Here is a 20,951-nt window from a genome sequence, read left to right as displayed (position 1 = left end):
CAGATGAAGATGAATATACGAATTTTTGAAAATGAAGAAGACTTGAACGCCACGGGTGCTGGCCTCATTGCCAGCTTGTTGCAAACCAAACCACGGGCTGTACTGGGGCTCGCGACAGGAAGTTCTCCTGTGGGCATATATAAACAGCTTATCACGTTGTACCAGAAGGGGCTTGTCAGCTTCTCACAGGCTTCTTCTTTTAATCTCGATGAGTATGTTGGACTTCCAACAGAACATCGCGAGAGTTACCGCAGTTTCATGAACGAACAATTATTCAAACATATCGATATAGATATTGCTAGAACGCAAGTGCCTGATGGTCAGGCTGCCGATCTGGAACAGGAATGTAATTCCTATGAACAACGGCTGGACGATCGTGGACCTGTAGATCTGCAACTGCTTGGCATTGGACATAATGGTCATATTGGCTTCAATGAACCGGGAACTGAACTTACAGGACGAACACATGTTGTGGATCTGAAAGACGAGACTCGAAAGGCAAACGCACGCTTCTTTGACAGCATTGATGAAGTTCCGGCTCAGGCGATTACAATGGGTGTTGGTACCATTTTGAAAGCCAAACAAATTCTGCTCATTGCCCGTGGCGAGGAAAAAGCCGAGATTATTCGCGAAGCGTTCATGGGCCCAATCACAACGGCCTGTCCTGCATCGCTTTTGCAATGTCATCCGAATGTGGTGGTATTGCTGGACCGTGCAGCTGGGAGGCTGGTGAGATGACCGGAGCGAATAGCCATGAACCTGGGAGACAGCGTGATGAAAATATTTCTCTTCTTCGGGGCAAGCTACTCCTTTCAAATGAGATATTGGAAGACGGTGTATTAGCTTGGAAGGATGGGAAAATCATCTATGCTGGGATACCGGAAGGTCTTCCTGAACAGATTCGGCGAGAGGCTTTGCCGCTGTCTGTACCGGAACGCGGTCTCATTGTGCCTGGATTCATTGATATCCATGTGCATGGTGGGAACGGAGAAGACTTTATGGACGCAAGCACTGAGGTGTTGGACAAGATCACTTCTTTCCATAGTACGCAGGGCACAACAGCGATGCTTGCGACTTCCATGACGGCTCCAAAAGAGCGACTGGACAGCGTACTTGCTGAAGTCGACCGCTATCGTTCGAGTGAAATGCCATATGCGCAGCTTGAGGGTGTGCACCTGGAAGGTCCGTTTTTTAGTCCGAAATGGCCTGGCGCGCAAAATCCAGAACATATCATACTGCCTGATGTATCTTGGCTCGAAGCATGGGAGAAGCAATATCCCGGCCTGATCCGTCAAGTTACGTTGGCACCGGAACGTGAAGGCGCGCTGGAAGTCATTTCATGGCTGCGAGAACAACGGATTACAGCGGCACTCGGCCATACCGATGCGACCTATGAAGAGGTGGAGCGGGCAGTGGAAGCAGGACTGCATCATGCAGTACATACGTTCAATGCCATGACACCGCTGCATCACCGGCTACCCGGAGCTGCCGGAGCTGTACTGAGTGATCCGCGTATCAGTGCCGAGGTGATTGCCGACGGCATTCATGTGCATCCTGCGGCGATCTCGATCCTGGCTCAGCTGAAGCAACATAACGATCAACTCGTGTTGATTACGGATGCCATGTCTGCTGCGGGACTGGATGATGGGGAATACAAGATCGGCGACCTGCCCGTAATCGTGAAGCATGGCGAGGCCAGACTGAAGGACGGCGGCGCACTGGCTGGAAGCACACTGACGATGATTCGCGGTTTCCGTTACCTGATACAGGAAGTGGGCTTGAGTCTGAACGCTGCATCAAGAGCAGCAAGTCTGACTCCTGCACGCCTGCTCGGCATTGATCACCGGACAGGTTCCCTGGCTCAAGGAAAACAGGCAGATATCGTTTTACTGAATGCGGAGCTGGATATTGAGGGTGTGTGGGTGAAGGGCAGACGGATTGGCGAGTCATATTAGATTTAGAAAATTAGTATCGTGCTAATAACTCTCATTTGTGATGCATCCGTCTTAGGAGTTAAAACTTGGCTTTTATCTGTGTAGAGGCAACACCTTGCGCAATATGTTAAAATAGATCTCAAAAAGACGGGATCTGCGGATCACGCATAACGGAGGCGTGAAACATGGAACGTAACGCTATGCTCGAACATGATCCGTTCATCACAGTGTTGGCGGAGAAGTTGCACATACACGGATATTATGCCTTTTATGGCGAGCATTACAATGAGACCGATATGGAGCTGTACCGCAGGCATCTGTTCACATCATTCAGCAACATCGTATGGGTAGAGCTGGACCCACGCAAAAAGTATATGATTGTCGATCATCGTGGACGTAACACGGTCATGAAACTGATCGAAGGTATGCTGAACACACGTAGAACGCTGCGAGCGAATCAAGCAATGGCAGGTGCGGACACCTCTGGAGTCCAGCAGGAAATCGCACATTTATCCAAGCTTGTGCACATGTTGAAGTTCACAACATTCCGCACATAAGCGAAGTGTGATATGTAGGCTGTAATAAGCGGCGTGAGTAAGAAGAGTAGAGTATAATATGTGGCTCTCATAAGCGATGAGTAACAACGAAAAAATGTAAATAAACACCAAGAATAATAAGAACAACTACAAGAGTATACGTGAGTAACATGGAAGAGTAATAAGTTAAGTTTCAAGGAAGAATAGACTAGGATCTCGACAATAACATTTCACTACGATTCCATTCTCATAAGTAGTTTTCTCCGTAGGCCGCGTAGCGCTAACGAATCTGTGAAGCCTTATTCCAATGATTTGGCAGTGATAGAAAATGTAACGAATCTCAGACACGCTATTTAATGCAATTTAGCGATATTTCGGTACTTAAACATGTCTAAAGCGCAAATAAGATGTCTACGATTCGTTAGATTTTCAAACCTGCGAAATTTCAAGTAATAAGGCTTGTCAGGTTCTTTAGACGACAGTTGGCAATCTCGAGTAAGGTTATGTGTCGGGCTTAGATAGTAAACGAGTAAACGAAAGAGAGAGTCCTGTCATAGCTGACGGAACTCTCTCTATTTGCTTTATACAATTCAACAACACACATTCTCTATATAAGCAATTATCTAAACGAAGTCACAAAACTGCTGAACAGCGTCCGAACATCATACTGATACTGGTTGATCGGCTCAATTGGACGGTTCTCTCCAAGCAAGGTGTAGACGGCGATCCTTGCTGCCCGGACCGAATATTCTTCCGTGAATACCACGTCATCGGGAATCTCGCAGAATTGGCTGATGAAGGCCAGGTTGGTTGAGCCTTCAGGCACAACCTTTGGTCTGTCGCTGTTCAGTCTAGGCATGAATTGGGCTGTAATGTAAGGCATCATGCATGGAATACAGTTGGCGGTAGCCATGATAGCCTCTTGATGTTCTTGGAAATGAAGATGTCCAATCAACTCCTGCATAATCTCTTCCCCGGTACAGTCGCACATTCTTTTCTTCACGTAGTCGCCCACGTTATCCGGATATAATCCGTATCCCCAGAATACGTTGACATGCTCAGGCTGACCGCGGAAGTGCGGTTGAAAGGCCAGAACAACAGACATGAACCAGCTGGAATCCTTGAAAGTAACCAGAGCCCCGGTGCCTGCCCGGTTGCGTGTGAATTTCTCCATCAGATCAAAGAAGACCGAATCCTGGAAGGTGACCGTAAACGATTCCCATTTGGACTCATGCACATGATCATTAAAAGAAGAAGGGTTGCCCAGCATCGGTTTCTTTGCGGCAATGTTCTCCCATAGCTTCCATGAGCTGCCCTTGCCGTTCAGTTTCGGTGCGGAAGTCATGGAGCCGATATCGGCCCCTTCGGTCATCGAACCATTTGTGACAATGACGAGATCACCTTCAAGGATGTCAATGACTTCCTCTTCACCTCCCCTGAGCACATGCATCCGACTTACCGTAATGCCGTCGCCGTCTTTGAAATCCAGATCAGTAACCGTGCATTTCAGCGTGAAATCTACGCCAAACGGTTCCAAATATTTATGCAGTGGCAGGATGATCGAGTCATACTGGTTGAACGGTGTGCGGGTAACACCTTCCAGCGTCTGAATTCTCGGGAATTCGTGAAAAAAGCGAAGCATGTATCTTTTGAATTCCACGGCGCTATGCCAAGGTTGGAATGCAAAGGTGGTCGCCCACATATACCAGAAGTTTGTTTTGAAAAAATGAGGACCAAACCAGTCGTTGATGCGCAGTTTACCCAGCGTGTCTTCAGGAGTAATAATCAGTTTACCCATCGCCAGACGGTCCGCCATATCAAAGCCCATCGAGAGCACATCTTCAACCTTCCCGTCACGGTTGATGAGCCGTGCATTGGAATGTGTGGGATTGGCATCGTCAAATTCGGTAATTTCCTGTCGGACAGATATGCCCGGACGGTCGATGGAAGGGATGGAAGCCAGCAGCTCCCACAGATTCTCATAGGCCTCGTCATTGAGCATTCGCCCGCCGCGGATGATATATCCTTGATCGGGATTACCAGCTCCGTCATTGCTACCGCCGAGAATGGACATTTCTTCGATAATGTGAATATGTTCTCCGGGAAAGACACAATCTCTAACCAGATAAGCTGCACCCGCCAAAGATGCAATGCCGCCCCCTACAAAATAGACCTGTTTATTACCGTAATCTTTCTTCACGATCATTCGCCTCCAAAAGGTTCTGTAATCACATCCCTAATGTAAACTTTGCAGGTCCCGTAAGGTATGATCAAAAGAACGAGAGTGTCTAATTTTTGGTCACTTTTGGAAAAGTGTCTAAAACCTAGGCTTAGATCACATATGAAAAAAGCCGCACATCATTAAGTGGATGGCAGCTTATTCTCATACCTGTGCAGTGCCCTCAGGACATTGCCTTCGATCAGCCCATTGAGCTTCTCAATAATCTGTTTTGGCGGTTCTTGCATGTCACCTCTCATCCACTGAATAACTAGCCCAGTGAAAGCCAGGGTATAGAAGTTGGCGACAAACTCTTTGTCTTCATCGCGGACCTTAATCCCACAGGCCAGTTCATCAATAACACCCATAATCAGATCATAGGTTACTTCATAGAGGTATGTGTCCAAGTGGGTACGCCCGAGCGAGTTGAGTGTGTTGCAGCAGAACGTTTTGTTGTTCTCGATGTAACAAAAGATTTTATAGAATCCGTCCGTCCATGTACTGTAGCTTCGGTACTCCGTAAGGCTCTCCACCGCTTCAGTCTGATAGATCCACCCAAGTAGCGCGTAAATATCCTGAAAATGATAATAAAAGGTTTGCCGGTTCACTCCGCAATGGTCAACCAGATGTTTGACCGTAATCTTGTTCAGTGGAGTATGCTCCATCAGTGATTTAAGCGAGTGAGCCAGCGCATGTTTGGTTAGGTGAGAAGCAGACACAACATTCACCTCATCATTTTGGATTAGCTTGCCGGGGCGCAACAGCAGGTAAACACTCAAAGCAAAAGCCCCGCGCCGAAGTCGCTTAACATAAGCAGATCAAAACGCAGGAATCCTGCAAGATCCTCCATCCACAATACCTCTGTAGCTATCAACATCTACGTTACCCGATCCGCACCATACTCCATAAGGGTGCATCAAATAAACTCCTAAAGGCCACTTGTGTTGTCTCTATCACAATCCCTTAAAAGTTAGCCGTCGTCTAAAACCAGTCACAATAAAGAGCAACCATGGTAAAAGCCTGAAACCTAGTGAGGAGACGTAATTAATCTAAAAAAACCGCCGATAAGGTCGCGTAAGTTATCTCCAATACACTAAACCATTAAAAGAGAGACCCCGTCTATAAAATCAGTCATAGGAAGAACGATAACGAAGTTATTGAGAAAAAAACGAAAAAGTGTTCAGCAGCCCATCGTTAAGGTAATCTATCACACTAACCCATCAAAGTCAGACCCAATCCTTTAAAGCAGCCATGATGAAGCAAGCTGTACGTAATGACCAATACAAAATAAATTCAAAGAAACGACCTATTAAGTCATCATGATGTTATCTCTAATACATTAACCCATTTAAAAGTAAGTCTCCATCGTCTCCATTCATAAAAAGCAGCCATGAAAAAAACTACAATTTCACCAAAGAAACAAGAAACAAGAAACAAGAAACAAGAAACAAGAAACAAGAAACAAAAAAACAAAGAAATAATATAAATCAAAAAAGACGACCCGAAGGCCGTCCTTTGTTCTCCCCATTACACTAACCAATCAATAGTTAGGCTCAATCTTAAAATCAGTCACGCGACAAGCTGCAACGTAGTGAAGGGGACGAAATCGATTCTGAAGAAGCGGAGCGTTCGCCTTTATCGTCGGATTTTACCCTTTGAGAAGGGGAATCCAAAAAATCCGACGATAACAGCGATCTAAAGAACGATTCGGCCCCGGAACGTCCACTCAGCACGCTCTCATGAACTGCTTTTAAACACGATGATTACAAACTCTTCAGAAATTGAACAATCGTCAACAACCCTTTATCAAAATTCTCCAGGTTGAAGTGCTCGTTCGGAGCATGCAGGTTCTCATCCGGCAAGCCAAAGCCCATCATGACAGCAGGGATTTCGAGTACACGTGAGAGTTTCTCAACAATCGGAATGGAGCCGCCATCTTTGGTAAAGAGGGCACGAACGCCATACACGTGCTCATACGCATCTGCCGCTTTTTGCAGAATTGGATTGGAAGGATCGGTGTTGAAAGCAAAAGCTTTCTCGATCTGTTTCACATGCAGCGTTGCACCCGGTTGAACGTGAGCGCGCAGATGTGCTTCGATGCGATCCAATACATGTTGTGGATCTTGATCCGCAACAAGGCGGCATGTAATTTTGGCATGAGCTTCCTTTGGAATAACCGTTTTGCTGCCTTCGCCCTGGAAACCACCCCATACGCCGTTTAGTTCCAATGTTGGACGAGCGCCAACACGTTCCACGAACGAGTAACCTTCTTCGCCGTACAATTGCTCCAGTCCGAGGTCTTGACGAAGTTGTTCTTCATTGAAGCCCTGTTTCACAAATTCTTCTCTCATCTCAGGAGATAGTGGCAGAACGCCGTCGTAGAAACCATCTACACTCACACGGCCTTGCTCATCATGCAACGAAGCGAGCAGGGATACGAGTGCGTGCAGTGCGTTAGGTACACCACCACCAAATGAACCGGAGTGCAAGTCGGTATTGGCTGTGTGCAGATCTACGTGAAGCGAGCAGAGGCCGCGCAGGCCAGTGGAGATCGCCGGTTTACCTTTTTCAAGCAGGGACGTATCCGAGATCAGTACCATGTCTGCACGCAGCTTGTCCGTATTATCATTCAGGTAGATGGGCAAGTTCGGGCTGGAGATTTCCTCTTCGCCTTCGATGCAGAACTTGATGTTAACCGGAAGTTCTTTGTTTTCTGCCAGAATGGCTTCAACTGCCTTGATATGTAGGAAAATCTGTCCTTTGTCATCCGTTGCACCACGAGCGAACAGCTTGCCATCACGAACGGTAGGTTCAAAAGGAGGTGTCTCCCACAGGTTAAGCGGATCAACAGGTTGTACATCATAGTGTCCATAGATCAGCGCCGTCGGTTTGCCGGGTGCATGCAGGTGATCTGCATAAACAATCGGATGTCCAGCCGTTTGAATGACCTCTACGTTTTCCATGCCTGCACGTGTGAGCGCATCTGCTGCCCATTGTGCTGCACGATTAACATCCTCTTTATGCTCTGAAATGGCAGAGATACTCGGAATGGACAACCATTCATTCAGTTCTGCCAGGTGTTTTTCTCTATTTTGTTCAAAATAAGTCTGTTCTTTCATTAAAAAGGCCTCCTTCATGTTTGCTTTATCTCATTGTAATCCATTTTGTCATGTTAATAAAACATTGGTTAAAAAAATGATCGGTTACAGATCGTTTCATTCACCAGAAGATTGTGCGTATAATACAAGAAAAGGATTTCATCCATATATTCTCAGGGGAGTTGAGGAAGTTTCCATGACAGTCAGACCCGATGCAAGCAGGCAGGTGAGCAGCGATGGAACCGACTAGGAGCGATCGAATATTTGGCAGATTCAAGCGTTTGTCCGATTTGAAGGCTGGAAGGCATAAAGGGCGATTTTATCGAAACAGCCTCATGCTGATTTTACTCATTGCCAGCATTCCCGGGCTAATCACAGGTATCGTCATGTATCAACAGGTGGTTGGCCGAATGGAGACCGAGTTCAATCAGATGCATCAGAACCAGATCGAGAACCGGGCACGCAATGTGGATGACCAGCTGGCTTATCTGGAGATGAACTTATCCCATTGGGCTTTTGAACCGAGGTTTGGCAATGCTTTGCGAACACTGGATTTTGTGTATTATTTTAATGAAACGCAGGAGATTGTGACTACCTTATACGTATTACAAGGTTCCCATCCACTGATCAAGTCAGCACAGCTGTATTTGCAGGAACCGAAGCCAATCTTGTTTAATCGGGATTATACCGAATTGAACGATGAAGCGAAAGTACAAGCCTATGATCGATACCTTTCCATGGGGAACCACGTGTACTGGACAGACTGGGTTTCCGGCATCAACAGAGATACCGAACCTTCGACCAACGATAGTCCGCTGCATACGGATGCAGGCAATGCACTTGTTCTAGTACATAAGATACCCGGGGAGAGCATTAATCCGTTTGGTGCACTGATCATCACGCTGGATAACGAGAAAGTTGCCAGTTTGTTGAAAACGCTTACTCCTTACGACGAAGGGTTAACGTTCCTCATGGATCAGGAAGGAAACACACTGGTTACCGGGAATCCGGGAACGGCGGGAGAGACTTCTGCTTTTGAGCAGCAGCTAAAAGAAGAAGTAGCCCTGCATGCGGGCAGCCGCTCATTCCTGTTCCGATATGAGGATCAGACCTATTCTGTGTCATACGGCTCATTGAGTCGGATCGATTCAGACTGGACTTACGTCTCCGCAGCACCTTTGACCTCAGTCACTTCGCCAGTCAAGCTGGTATCCAAAATCATCGTCATTGCGAGTATAGGCAGTCTCATCCTGGGATTATTGTTATCCTGGTTTGCTTCACGCCGCATATATTCACCTGTAGCGCGGATGCTCCATCTGCTTACGCCTGGCAGAAACGAAACAACACCAACGGATGCCAAGCTGGATGAGTTTGAGCTGCTGGAGCAACAGTGGAACGAACTGACCTCCCGCAGTGTTACGGCACATCGCCAGTTGCAGGAGCAGCTCCCCCATCTGCGAGACAGCTTTGTCCTACAACTTGTACAGGGGCATCTATATGCCTATAACGAGCAGGATCTCCAGCAGCGCATGCGTCATCTTGGATTTGAGCTGGAGGGCCAGCAGTATTTGCTGGTACAGATGTATTTTACGGGGTACGAGCAACTGCAAGGCAGATTTGGAAGCCAGGACACGGGATTAGTCACTTTTGCAGCAGTGAATATCACTCAGGAAGTGGCAAAGAATTATTTTAGACAGATCAGTGTCATGAATTTTCATGACCTGTCTTCCGCCATGCTTGTAATCGCTCCTCAGGATGAACCTGTCAAGTCACAAGCGCTGTTATGGGGACAGGAACTGGTGGAGGTCATTGGACGTACGCTCAAAATGAAGGTGACCTTGATGGTCAGTCGCCCAGCAGCTTCACTACAGGAACTGCCCGGACGATTTGTCGAGATGGAACAGGCCGTGGCTTACCGCAGTGTGGAGGAAGGTAGTCAGATTCTCGATCTGGAGGATGAGGCGTGTTTCCGCAGAAATGAAGCAACTTCCTATCCGCTTGGACTGGAACGGGAGTTGTTACAGGCGGTCAGGCTGGGCAAACAAGCCGAAGCAGAACGTGTGCTGGAACAATTCATGAGTGAGATTACGCGGACGGGCAGTACCGAATTTCAGGTGCAACAGATGATGCTTCAATTGCTCGGCAGTATTCAGCACATGATGCTGCAAACGGGGGTCACACCTTATAAGCTGTTTGGTGGTTACAACATGTATGAGCAACTAATCGGTATTCGTGAACCTGTACAGATGAGGCAGTGGATGATGAATGAGGTATTCATACCGTATATACAAGAGGTTGAGGTACGATCGCAGGAACCGCTGAAACTGGTGGTGGAACGAACGATGTTGTATATCGATACACATTACCGCAGCGACATTTCGCTGGAAAACTGTGCTGACGAGGAGCAGATGACACCCTATGCACTGAGTAAGGCTTTCAAACAGGTTTCAGGCATTAATTTTATTGATTATCTGACACGTGTGAGAATGGATGCGGCGAAGCAATTGTTACGTGAGACAACGATGAAAATTAATGATGTTGCGGCGGCTGTGGGATATCAGCACAGTTATTTTAATCGGATCTTCAAGAAACAGGAGGGAGTTACCCCGAGTCAGTATCGCGATCAATGGTTTGGACAATAACCGTTCGTATCTTTGTCATTTCAGACTGGCATCCAGCTTTAGTGGATGTCGGTTTTCTTTTTTTTACTGTGATACAAAGAAGGATAAACCCGCAAAAATGTGCAATTCTACCTGCTACGTTATGTTCAGTTTCTTGTGGAAATGGCGTTATAGCGGGCTTTTCGGCCAATGATCCGGAGCAATGCAAAAAATGAAGGTTGCCGGAAAAAGATCGGCTGTATAGTCTGAGTATCAGGTTATTTGATAACGCTTACATCGTTGAGAAAGGGGAGACATGATGAACGGGAAGACGGACTGGAATACCAACGGCACTGCAACCACCCAAGCGGATAGGGCCACAAGGCCCATGAGACGAGAGTCCAATTGGAAAAGGCAGATTAAACGAAACAAATGGTTATATGTGCTTGTGCTTCCCGGCTTTTTGTACTTTGTCATCTTTAAATACTTGCCCATGTGGGGGATCGTCATTGCCTTTCAGGACTACCAGCCTTTCCTGGGCATCCGGGAGAGTAACTGGGTGGGGCTAGAGAACTTTACGAACTTTTTCTCCAACCCGGACTTCTTCCGACTATTACGCAATACATTGGTCCTTGCCCTGTATGATCTTATCTTCTTTTTCCCGGCACCGATCATTATCGCCTTGTTATTAAATGAAATTCGGGTCGCTTTCTTCAAAAGAACGATTCAAACGCTGGTTTATGTACCCCATTTTGTATCCATGGTGATTATCGCCAGTATCACGTATGTGTTCCTGACCCCCCAAGGCGGGGTGTTATACGACCTGATCGCCTGGATTACAGGCAAGCCCATTGATGTACTCTCCAGTCCAGGTTCGTTCCGTCCGCTCATTATTGTGCAGATGATGTGGAAGGAGATGGGATGGGGCACGATCATTTTCCTTGCTGCCCTTGCAGGTGTCGATACGGAACAATATGAAGCCTCCATTGTCGATGGTGCAGGACGGTTACGGCGGATGTGGCATATCACACTTCCAGCCATTCGTACGACCATAGTCATTTTGCTCATTCTCAGACTGGGGAACTTCCTCGATACCGGATTTGAGCAGATCTATCTGATGACCAACTCCCTCAACCGGGATGTGGCAGATGTATTTGATACGTATGTGTATACGGTGGGGATTACGCAAGGTGCGTTCAGTTACAGTACCGCTGTTGGACTATTCAAGTCTGTGGTGGGGATTATCCTGGTGCTTGGCAGTAATAAACTTGCGAAAAAATTCGGCCATCCCGGAATTTATTAAGGAGGAGAGCCCATGAACAGCCGTCTATACAACAGCCCTGCCGGCAAGGTATTTGATATCTTCAATTACGTCATGCTGGGGATTCTGGGCATATTAACCGTCCTTCCGTTCCTGTATATTATAGGGAATTCTTTCGCAACGGAAGCCGAGATCACCGAACGCAGTTTTTTCCTCATTCCGAAGGTGTTTTCCTTCAGCGCGTATGAGTATATCTTCTCCTCGTCCACGATCTTTCGCAGTATTGGTGTTTCCATTTTCATCACGGTGGCAGGTACACTGGTCAATCTGTTCTTCACATTAACGATGGCCTATCCACTATCCAGAAGTGACTTCTGGGGCCGTAACGTCATGATGAACATGGTGATTTTCTCGATGTTATTTGGTGGTGGCATGATTCCAACGTATCTCGTCATTCGTGGACTGGGACTGCTCGATTCTTACTGGGCTCTTATGCTTCCTGGCGCGATCAGCGCTTTTAACTTAATCGTTGTCAAAAACTTTTTTCAGCAAATGCCGCCCGGGCTGGAGGAAGCGGCCCGCATCGACGGCTGTTCGGATCTAGGCGTGCTGTGGCGAATTGTTCTGCCTTTATCCAAACCGGTCATTGCCACGTTTGCCTTGTTCTACGCCGTAGGACACTGGAACAACTTTTTCTCGGCACTTCTGTACATTTCCGACAGTGACAAATGGCCGCTACAAGTCATGCTGAGACAGATTGTGTTACTCTCGCAAGCCAGTGTCGGAGATATGGCTAACATGGACCCCAATTTTGTACAGCCACCAGAGCAGTCGATTAAAATGGCGGTGATCGTTGTAGGTACCATTCCGATTTTGCTGGTGTATCCGTTTTTGCAGAAGCATTTTGCCAAAGGTGTCATGTTAGGTTCAATCAAAGGTTAAAGCCAAGGGGGAGAACGTATGGGACAAAAAACGGGATTCAAAAAAGGTGCACTGTTACTCTCTGCGTCACTGGTATTGAGTACAGTTCTGGGAGCATGCTCCACGGACAAAGCAGGTTCAGGAACCGCTGCGGGTGGAACCGACGAAATTACCATTATGCTTCCGAACTTCGAAGCGGAGAATCCGCCGGAGAACAGCCCGGTCATCCAGAAGCTTGAGGAATTGACCAAGGTGGATGTGAACTTGCAGTGGGTGCCGAGCAGCTCGTACGAAGACAAATTCAACATCACACTGGCCTCGGGAAAGCTTCCTCAGATTATGGTGGTCTTAGGGAAGTCTCCAAGTTTTATCAATGCGGCCCGAACCGGGGCTTTCTGGGAGTTGGGTCCTTATCTGAAAGATTATCCGAATCTGAGTCAAATGAATGAAATCATCACCAACAATGCGTCAATCGATGGCAAAACCTATGGCATCTACCGGGCGCGCGCCCTGGGACGTAATGGGGTCACAATCCGCAAAGATTGGCTTGAGAATCTGGGGCTGGAAGAGCCAAAGACGATTGATGAATTTTACAATGTGTTGAAAGCGTTCACGAAGGATGATCCGGACGGTAACGGCAAGGATGATACGTACGGTCTGGTTGCCAGCAAATTCACGGGCCCGTGGGATAACATGCAGGTATGGTTTGGTGCGCCCAACAAATGGGGAGATGATGGCAGTGGAGGTCTGATCCCGGCGCATGAGACACCAGAATACATGGAAGCCCTGAAATTTTTCCGGCAAATCTATAGCGAGGGTCTGGTCAACAAGGATTTTGCGGTGATGGATGCAACGAAACTGCCTGATCCATTTGTGAATGGGCAAGCCGGTGTCATGGTGGATGTAGCAGATAATGCCCAGCGCATGGATCAGAAAATACTCGATAAAGACCCGAATGCGACAGGACGCGTAGATGTGTTGCAAGCGATGGAAGGTCCAAAGGGACTGCGTGATATGCCAACGTCTGGCTACTCCGGCTTGATTGCCATCTCCAAAAGCAGTGTCAAAACGGAAGAAGACCTGAAGAAGGTACTGAGCTTTCTGGATCAGCTGAATGAACCGGAATTGCAGGCATTGTTGTACAACGGACTGGAAGGCAAGCAATACGAGAAAAAAGAAGACTACATCATACCGAGCACTGACAAGCTGGCGCTGCGCGACCTGCAGGGTTTAAATCAGATTTTGATGTTTGTGCCAGAAGACAGAACGCTTCGCGTACAACAGACACCTGTCCGTGAAAAGGTTGCACAGGTGCAGAAAGCCAACGAAGAGATTGTCATCGCCAATCCTGGCGAACCGCTGATCTCTGATGTTTACGCCCAGAAAGGACCGCAGCTGGACAATATCATTAACGATGCGCGGATCAAATATATCGTAGGTCAGATTGATGAGAAAGGATTCGAAGATGCTGTTGCCCTGTGGAAGAACAACGGCGGAGATGATTATGTGAAAGAAGTTAATGAACTGTACGTTGCACTGAAGTAGTCGTATAAGCCAGAGCCCGGTAGCCGTGCTTTCAGTGTAGCGGAAACAGCCGGGCTTTTCTTATCGCTGTAATGGCTTGATTCGCGAACAAAATTTCATCCAACTTTCTGGAAAATACGACTTCCTGAATATGGTTTTTGATGTATAATCAAAACAAAACAAACCTATTTGAACTGAAATGAACGTTATTGGTAAAGCTGGTTACCATACACTCTTGAACATGCAGGGAGGAAGGCAACATGTGGAACGGGGATGCTTTTGAAAATCCCGAGGCGCAGTACAGGGTCCATCCCTTTTGGTTCTGGAACGGGGATATGGAAGAAGAGCAGATTAAGCGGCAGGTGGCTGAGATGGCCACGCAAGGTGTAGGCGGATTCTTCATCTGTCCGCGTCAGGGGCTACAGATTCCCTATCTCTCTGAAGCATGGTTCGATAAGGTGCGGATTGCAGTGCAGGCAGCTGCCGATCATGGCATGCAGGTATGGTTATATGACGAGTATCCCTATCCGAGTGGAATGGCTGGCGGGGAAGTGACCCTTGATTTCCCTGAAGCGAAGCAGCGTCAGCTCGTGCATCATCAGTTGGTGGTTCAGGGCGGAGAAGCTGTGGATCTGGATCTGGAGTTGCCATGGGGACGAGTCTTGGTTGCCAAGGCGATTCCCAAGGATGACCAGGGCAAACGGTTGTGGCATGAATCCATTGACTTGCGAAATAAAATCGGCAATATCCAGACCGATCAGGTCTATCAGGAGACAGGGCTCACATCGTATAACCGCAAGCGGTTCTTCACCTACCGAACAGCGTTCCGCTTGTTGTGGGATGTTCCCCCAGGTGATTGGGAGTTGATTATATTTCAGGAAATGGAGATCGACGATTTCAAATATTACGGCAACTTTGTTGATCCTTGCCACAAGGAAGCGATGAGTCGATTTATTGAACTGACACATGAGCGTTATAAGTCAGCGGTTGGAGATCAATTTGAAAGCGTGATCAAAGGCATGTTCTCGGATGAGATTGCACCGCTCGGCCGTATCCCTTGGTCCCCACAGCTTCCCCGTTATTTCAATGAGCGTTGTGGTTATAGTCTGATTGATTCACTACCGGCGCTGTTATATGGTGATGTTCCGGACGCGCATCGGATTCGGTATGACTATTATCAGTCCCTACACCTGCTTCTCAGGGAGTCCTATCACAAACAGGTGCATGACTGGTGTGAGGAAGCAGGAATCCAGTACGCGGCAGAGGTGCCTGGCGTAAGGATGACCACCCAGTTGTTCAGCCATATGCCAGGTGGTGATTCGGCACATGAGAAAATTGGACGATCCTTATCGTGGATTCTGGAACGATATGGTCAAAAGATGCGTGACAATCCCAAGATGGTCAGTTCGCTTGCCCGGCAATTGGGCCGAAGCCGCAATCTAATTGAATGTTTTCACAGTGTGGGCTGGTCGATGACGCTACAGGATGCCAAGTGGATGATCGATCGAATGGCCGCCATGGGCACCAATTTTTATAACTTTCACGCCTTTTTCTATACGATTGGTGGGCTTGCAAAACATGACGCACCGCCATCTCAATTTTTACAGAATCCCTACTGGAAGCATTTCCGGCAGTTAGGGGATTACACCGGACGGTTGAGCTATCTCATGAGCACCGGAACAGCAGACATTCGTATTGCCGTGCTTGACCCAACGACGACATTCTGGAGTCTGATGGGTAATCCGCTGCATGGATTTGAGTATAGCGGCGAGGACGAAGCAGAACGGGTGCAACTGGAGCGCCTGACGAAGGACTGGATGCGGATTACTACCCATCTGCTCGAAAACAGACGTGACTATGATCACCTTGATCCCGAATTGTTGGATGAAGCTGACTTAACGGATGGCATCATTCAGATCGGCGTTGCCCGTTATGACGTACTGATTCTGCCACCGATGCTGAATCTGGAGGCCGCGGCCTGGGAACAGGTGAAAAGATTCGTTCAGCAGGGAGGAACTGTCATCTCTGTTGGGATGCCTCCACATATTGCGATTCAGCCGGGAAGTCCAGAGGGGTGTGAAGCTGCCGAGTTCTTTGGCGCAGGCGAGCAGCCGCAAGAGGTGTACTGGGGCCGTAACGTGACAACGGATCACGATAACCGTGAAACCATGTGGCATCAGGGTGAGGGGAATGCCTATTTTCTACCCGCAGGAACGGGCCAAGGAGATGACTTTTCACTGGAGCTGATCTCTCTCCTGCTCGATCAGGTATTGCCCGAACCCATCTGTTGGATCATGGAAGAGGAAAGTGCCTCCCTGCTGATGCACACCCGTGAATTGTCGGCTGGGGAGCATATGGTTTTCTTGACCAATCAGGAGGGTCAGGACCTGAAGGGTCAATTGAAGCTGGTCGCCAGACAGCTGTGGGATGGAACGGAGCTGGCAGAGGGTGCTTGTCTCGTGGCAGAACGACTTGATCTGGAGACAGGGCAGCTTCAAGCCTTGCCGTATACGAGCAGTGGCGGGGAATGGTGCATTTCACTAACGCTGGCGCCTTATGAAGCACATGCTGTTCGTCTTACTTTACAACCTGCGAAGGAAGAGGAATTAACAACGAAGGTGGATGTAACAGACAAAACAGGATCGACGTTCGGAGCGGATGTTTCGGTAGGAGCAAATCAAGCCTGTAAGATCAGAGTTCCTTCGGAAGGGCCATGGCGACTCGAAACGGTGCAATCTAACATTTTGCGAATGGGACAATTCCATCTTCAGGCTTCCAATGCTAATGGTGTGATTCTGGAGAGTCAGCATGTAACTGTGAAACCGTTTATTGATCAGGCGGCAGAATTATCGGAGCAGCAGCATCTGCCAATCCAGTTTAGTCAGGTATTTGGCACACCGAAAAAGGCATCCGTTGCTTACCCGATCGAGTGCCGATATACGACCACATTTGAGCTGAGAACGGCATTGCCTGCATGCCTTTTATTCATGGACAGAGCGGCGATTTCGGGCAATTGGTCGATGGAGATTAATGGGCATCTGCTTGAAAAGGAACAATTCGATCCAATCGAAATAACCGACCACAATAACATCGCTTGTGATATTACGGCGCTGCTGCACAGCGGTCTCAACGAAATGACGGTGATTGTGCAGGTAACGAAAGATGAGGATGGTATCGTTGATCCCTTGTATCTACAAGGTAGATTCGGCGTGGAGTTCCATCATGAAGGCATGGCTTCGCTTGTACGGGAGTCGGATACGGCCCTTCGCATCGGACCTGAACCGCAGCCGCTGTATCCCCATTTTGCCGGGGAAATGAGTTATAAACGCACGTTCTGGCTGGATGAGCCAGGGGAAGATATGACCACGTTTGAACTGGAATTTAGCGATTGGCGGGTGCAGGATGTGACGGAAGTGAGGGTGAACGGACATAGTCTTGGTGTGCGATGCTGGTCTCCGTATCGCTGGAAGGGAGAAGCCTCCTGGCTTCGTCCAGGGGATAACGACATTGAAGTGCGGATAACCAACACATTGATTGGCCTGCTGGAAGGTACGTATTTTGATTCGGAACATCATCGATTACAGGAGGCAGGTCATGTACCTGTTGAAGAATTGGGATAAAGGAGTGGAAGTAAGGGATGGGACATCGGATTCAGTTTGACCGCTATCCAGGCGGCCTGATGAAAGCGTTAACGCTCAGTTATGACGATGGAGTGGTGCATGATCGCAGACTGGTGGAGATCTGTAATCGGTATGGCCTGCGGGGAACCTTTAATCTGAACTCTGGTACCCTGGGTAATCCAGGCCGCATTGAGGCTGGGGAAGTCGCTGAACTGTATACGGGGCATGAAGTAGCCGTTCACACGGTTACTCACCCTACGCTGCCTTATGTTCCGAATGAACTATTGACCGAAGAGATTATCGAAGACCGAAAAGCGCTGGAGCAGCTCGTCGGTTATCCGGTACGAGGCATGGCTTATCCCAACGGAGGGTATGACCGTGCGTTAAGTACAAAGCTGGAGTGGCTTGGCATTGATTATGCCCGTACCGTTGAATCACATGGCAGATACACGTTGCCCGATCGGCCGCTTGAATGGCATCCGACCTGTCATCATAATCATGATCTGGCGGGGCATGCCAAACGTTTTATCCAACATTCCAAAACAGGTACGCCACTATTGCTCTACGTCTGGGGTCACAGCTATGAGTTCAATGACAACGACAACTGGGAGATCATCGAACAGTTCGGTGAGCAGATTGGAGGCAGGAACGACATCTGGTACGCCACGAACATCGAAGTGATCGCCTATTGGAAAGCCGTACAACGATTGGAGTGTTCGGCCGATCGATCCATCATCCATAATCCGTCTGCCATCCCGGTATGGTTCACGGCAGATCAGCAGGTTGTTGAAGTGCAGGGCGGAGAAACATTGCGGCTAAGCGAACGAAACAAGGTATAAGGAAGGGAGCTGACGATCATTCGTTATTTTCATGAGAACGAGGCGATTGCAGGCAAGGTGTACGATTCAATTCCGGATATATTGACTACGGTGGCTCAGCGTTATATTGGTGATCATCCGAAACATTCATTTTTGTTCAGAGCCTATCATCAGGGAGGTTTCCGCAGGTTAGGGGACTATCGCTACGACCTGAATCTGCATGAGAAAGGCGCAGAGGTGCGTGCAGGACAGTACGTGTATGTATGGGGCAAGTTATGGAGCGAGCAGAATGCAACGTTAAATACGGGTTTGAACTGTTATAGTCCGGTGACAATCTATGTGAACGGTGAAGAGGTGTTTAAGTCCGAGCTGTTGCAGGAATTATTTCCCGAGCGAAGAACCCAGATTCCAATTCCCGTGAACTATGGTTGGAATGATGTGTTGCTGTGTTTTGTCAAAACAGAAGTAGGATTCGGCGGTATCTACGGAACAGCTTCATTCAAAAATTTCCCGCTCCACTTCCTCACTCCTGGGGCAGATCGTCAGGGACAGGAGGGCTGGTTATATTCGGAACCCGTCGATGAACCTGTACTATCTCTTCCTCGTGACGGCATGACGGAAGAAGAAACAGGTCTTACCTGGTATCCGCGCAAGGCGTGGACAGATGAGGAGCAGAGTATGGGTTCTTTTGCCCGCATCTTTGGAGCGGAGCAACTAGCTGTTGCTTACGCCTGGTTCAAATTGGATGTAACCTTGCCAGGATCAACGCCAGTTATTTTAAAAGGCCGTCATGATGGAGCTTTGACTCTGTATGTGGATGGCACGGAAGTATACTCTGCTGGAGATAGCGGTAACTTTCACGTTGAACTCCCGCGCCGTTACGGTTCATCTGATCTGGTCGCGAAAGGTGAAATTCAAGCACTTGGTGGATCATGGGGATTCACGTTGGAAGATGCCGAGCGTTCGGGTTCCACAGGCTGGAGACTGAAACCGCCTCATCCGGTTGCGGGATGCTCTGACCCTTGGCTGTACACAGGTGTATTTGCTCCCGGTGCTGAACCATCCCACGCCGACATCGTGCGAACAGATACCGTATTTGATGATGGCGCACAAGGTGTGTATTGGCGGGTAGATCTTCCCGACACGCATGTTCGTCCTTACCTGGAAAATACACATTACGGGAAGTGGAATTATCCGCTCGGCGTTACCCTGCTTGGACTTCTCCAGACGGGACAGGAATTGGGACGGGATGATTACATTCAGTATGTACGGCAACATATTGAACTGAGCACTTCATTTGACCGCTACGGTCTGTGGGATCGGGAAGGGTACGGTGCGGCAGGAATCAATAATCAACTGTCTGCCATCGACAGTCTGGATGATTGCGGTTCGTTTGGTTCCACGCTGCTTGCTGCGATGGAATTGGGCGATATTCGTGGGGGAAGAGATACCGCGGATCGGATTGCAGGCTACATTACGCATGAGCAGGAGCGTCTGGAGGACGGTGCCTTTTACCGGGTACGAGGCAGTGGGGAGATGCGTCAGGAGACGATGTGGTGTGATGACTTGTACATGAGTACACCATTTCTGATGCGTTACGGTCAGTTGACAGGAGATGCGACATATTGGGATGATGCGGTCAATCAGTTCCTGATGTTCCGTAAATACCTCTATCTTCCCGAACAACAGATCATGTCCCATGTGTATGATTTTGTACGTGGTCGGGCGACAGGTATTCCGTGGGGACGGGGTAACGGCTGGGTGCTATTCTCCTTAACCGAACTGTTATCTATCCTGCCACATGATCATGTGAAACGAACGGAACTATTACAGTTCTATCGTGATTTAAGTGAAGGTTATTTGGCGCTGCAAGGGGAAAATGGACTATGGCATCAGGTGCTGAACCGTCCGGATTCGTATGAAGAAACCTCCTGCACATCGATGTTCATCTACGCCTATGCCCGTGGTATTCAGGAGGGCTGGCTGGAACAGCCTGAGCCTTATCTGGAGGCCGTACGCAAAGGATGGGAAGGTATGACGCGTTTGTCGATTGACTATAAAGGCAATATATACGGGGTATGCCGGGGTTCGGGGTACTCGTTTACCTCCTTGTATTATCGCGATGATCTGGGATGGAATCTAAACGATACCCATGGGATCGGCATTGTGCTCTTGGCTGGCATTGAGGCTCATAAAATGAACCAGAAGCTACGCAAGGTGTCTATCAATTCTTCGGTTACAGCCGCGCAGCGCTGATGTTTGACGCAACGGAACGGATGTATGTGGATAGACTTCTATAGGTAGATTACCAGCTAAAGAAAGCGGCAATGCCCTCAGGCTTGCCGCTTTTAGTTTGTTTCCAATCCCGAATCTGATCTGCATAATAGCAATATATAAATACACTTACCTTCACCCAATAAT

The 20,951-nt window shown here is 48.3% G+C and carries 13 protein-coding genes; 10 read left to right on the top strand and 3 right to left on the bottom strand.

Annotation, left to right across the window (positions count from 1 at the left end):
• The first annotated feature begins 9 nt into the window (after positions 1-9).
• The 3 genes from nagB to MKY87_RS09600 all read left to right on the top strand — a co-directional run bounded on the left by nagB (position 10) and on the right by MKY87_RS09600 (position 2,491).
• Positions 10-738 carry a glucosamine-6-phosphate deaminase gene (gene nagB, locus MKY87_RS09610; RefSeq protein WP_091037991.1) on the top strand — a complete coding sequence of 243 codons (729 nt, stop codon included), beginning with the start codon at positions 10-12 and terminating at the stop codon, positions 736-738.
• Positions 735-1,955: an N-acetylglucosamine-6-phosphate deacetylase gene (gene nagA, locus MKY87_RS09605; protein ID WP_340964164.1), complete on the top strand. Its 1,221-nt coding sequence runs from the start codon at positions 735-737 to the stop codon at positions 1,953-1,955. The genes nagB and nagA overlap by 4 nt, the downstream gene beginning before the upstream one ends.
• A 164-nt stretch (positions 1,956-2,119) precedes the next feature.
• The gene (locus MKY87_RS09600) at positions 2,120-2,491 is read left to right on the top strand and encodes a hypothetical protein (protein ID WP_340964162.1); all 372 of its coding nucleotides are present in this window, start codon (positions 2,120-2,122) and stop codon (positions 2,489-2,491) included.
• Between the two features lie 598 nt (positions 2,492-3,089).
• Here MKY87_RS09600 and MKY87_RS09595 read toward each other — a convergent pair.
• The 3 genes from MKY87_RS09595 to MKY87_RS09585 all read right to left on the bottom strand — a co-directional run bounded on the left by MKY87_RS09595 (position 3,090) and on the right by MKY87_RS09585 (position 7,807).
• A complete protein-coding gene (locus MKY87_RS09595) occupies positions 3,090-4,676 on the bottom strand; it encodes an oleate hydratase (RefSeq protein WP_340964160.1) in 1,587 nt (528 codons plus the stop codon).
• 155 nt (positions 4,677-4,831) lie between these two features.
• Complete coding sequence (locus MKY87_RS09590) at positions 4,832-5,467, bottom strand: TetR/AcrR family transcriptional regulator (protein ID WP_340964157.1); 636 nt, start codon at positions 5,465-5,467, stop codon at positions 4,832-4,834.
• A 984-nt stretch (positions 5,468-6,451) separates the two neighbouring features.
• Entirely contained in the window at positions 6,452-7,807 is a 1,356-nt protein-coding gene (locus MKY87_RS09585) for a dipeptidase (RefSeq protein ID WP_340964154.1), read from the bottom strand.
• 314 nt (positions 7,808-8,121) lie between these two features.
• On the opposite strand from MKY87_RS09585, the gene MKY87_RS09580 reads away from it, so the two are divergent.
• The 7 genes from MKY87_RS09580 (at position 8,122) to MKY87_RS09550 (ending at position 20,786) form a co-directional block, all read left to right on the top strand.
• The gene (locus tag MKY87_RS09580; RefSeq protein WP_340964152.1) at positions 8,122-10,428 is read left to right on the top strand and encodes an AraC family transcriptional regulator; all 2,307 of its coding nucleotides are present in this window, start codon (positions 8,122-8,124) and stop codon (positions 10,426-10,428) included.
• 274 nt (positions 10,429-10,702) lie between these two features.
• Positions 10,703-11,689 (top strand): ABC transporter permease, encoded by a 987-nt coding sequence (locus MKY87_RS09575; protein WP_445259869.1) that lies wholly within the window; start codon positions 10,703-10,705, stop codon positions 11,687-11,689.
• A gap of 12 nt (positions 11,690-11,701) precedes the next feature.
• A complete protein-coding gene (locus tag MKY87_RS09570) occupies positions 11,702-12,589 on the top strand; it encodes a carbohydrate ABC transporter permease (RefSeq protein WP_017692544.1) in 888 nt (295 codons plus the stop codon).
• An 18-nt stretch (positions 12,590-12,607) separates the two neighbouring features.
• A complete protein-coding gene (locus MKY87_RS09565) occupies positions 12,608-14,113 on the top strand; it encodes an extracellular solute-binding protein (protein ID WP_340964150.1) in 1,506 nt (501 codons plus the stop codon).
• Positions 14,114-14,352: 239 nt separating this feature from the next.
• Positions 14,353-17,712 carry a glycosyl hydrolase gene (locus tag MKY87_RS09560; RefSeq protein ID WP_340964148.1) on the top strand — a complete coding sequence of 1,120 codons (3,360 nt, stop codon included), beginning with the start codon at positions 14,353-14,355 and terminating at the stop codon, positions 17,710-17,712.
• Positions 17,713-17,729: 17 nt separating this feature from the next.
• Positions 17,730-18,551: a polysaccharide deacetylase family protein gene (locus MKY87_RS09555; RefSeq protein WP_340964145.1), complete on the top strand. Its 822-nt coding sequence runs from the start codon at positions 17,730-17,732 to the stop codon at positions 18,549-18,551.
• Positions 18,552-18,608: 57 nt separating this feature from the next.
• Positions 18,609-20,786 (top strand): glycoside hydrolase family 88/105 protein, encoded by a 2,178-nt coding sequence (locus MKY87_RS09550; RefSeq protein ID WP_340964143.1) that lies wholly within the window; start codon positions 18,609-18,611, stop codon positions 20,784-20,786.
• Positions 20,787-20,951 lie beyond the last annotated feature (165 nt).

This window comes from Paenibacillus sp. FSL R7-0198 (assembly GCF_038000415.1).
GTDB lineage: Bacteria > Bacillota > Bacilli > Paenibacillales > Paenibacillaceae > Paenibacillus.
The sequence above is the reverse complement of the archived record's forward strand: the minus strand, read 5'-3'. Positions and strand labels throughout refer to the sequence as shown.

What these genes read in the sequence shown, in the direction of transcription:
- nagB (WP_091037991.1), top strand. Translation starts at nt 10, where the DNA reads ATGAATATACGAATTTTTGAAAATGAAGAAGACTTGAACGCCACGGGT.
- nagA (WP_340964164.1), top strand. Translation starts at nt 735, where the DNA reads ATGACCGGAGCGAATAGCCATGAACCTGGGAGACAGCGTGATGAAAAT.
- MKY87_RS09600 (WP_340964162.1), top strand. Translation starts at nt 2,120, where the DNA reads ATGGAACGTAACGCTATGCTCGAACATGATCCGTTCATCACAGTGTTG.
- MKY87_RS09595 (WP_340964160.1), bottom strand. Translation starts at nt 4,676, where the DNA reads ATGATCGTGAAGAAAGATTACGGTAATAAACAGGTCTATTTTGTAGGG.
- MKY87_RS09585 (WP_340964154.1), bottom strand. Translation starts at nt 7,807, where the DNA reads ATGAAAGAACAGACTTATTTTGAACAAAATAGAGAAAAACACCTGGCA.
- MKY87_RS09580 (WP_340964152.1), top strand. Translation starts at nt 8,122, where the DNA reads ATGCTGATTTTACTCATTGCCAGCATTCCCGGGCTAATCACAGGTATC.
- MKY87_RS09575 (WP_445259869.1), top strand. Translation starts at nt 10,703, where the DNA reads ATGATGAACGGGAAGACGGACTGGAATACCAACGGCACTGCAACCACC.
- MKY87_RS09570 (WP_017692544.1), top strand. Translation starts at nt 11,702, where the DNA reads ATGAACAGCCGTCTATACAACAGCCCTGCCGGCAAGGTATTTGATATC.
- MKY87_RS09565 (WP_340964150.1), top strand. Translation starts at nt 12,608, where the DNA reads ATGGGACAAAAAACGGGATTCAAAAAAGGTGCACTGTTACTCTCTGCG.
- MKY87_RS09560 (WP_340964148.1), top strand. Translation starts at nt 14,353, where the DNA reads ATGTGGAACGGGGATGCTTTTGAAAATCCCGAGGCGCAGTACAGGGTC.
- MKY87_RS09555 (WP_340964145.1), top strand. Translation starts at nt 17,730, where the DNA reads ATGGGACATCGGATTCAGTTTGACCGCTATCCAGGCGGCCTGATGAAA.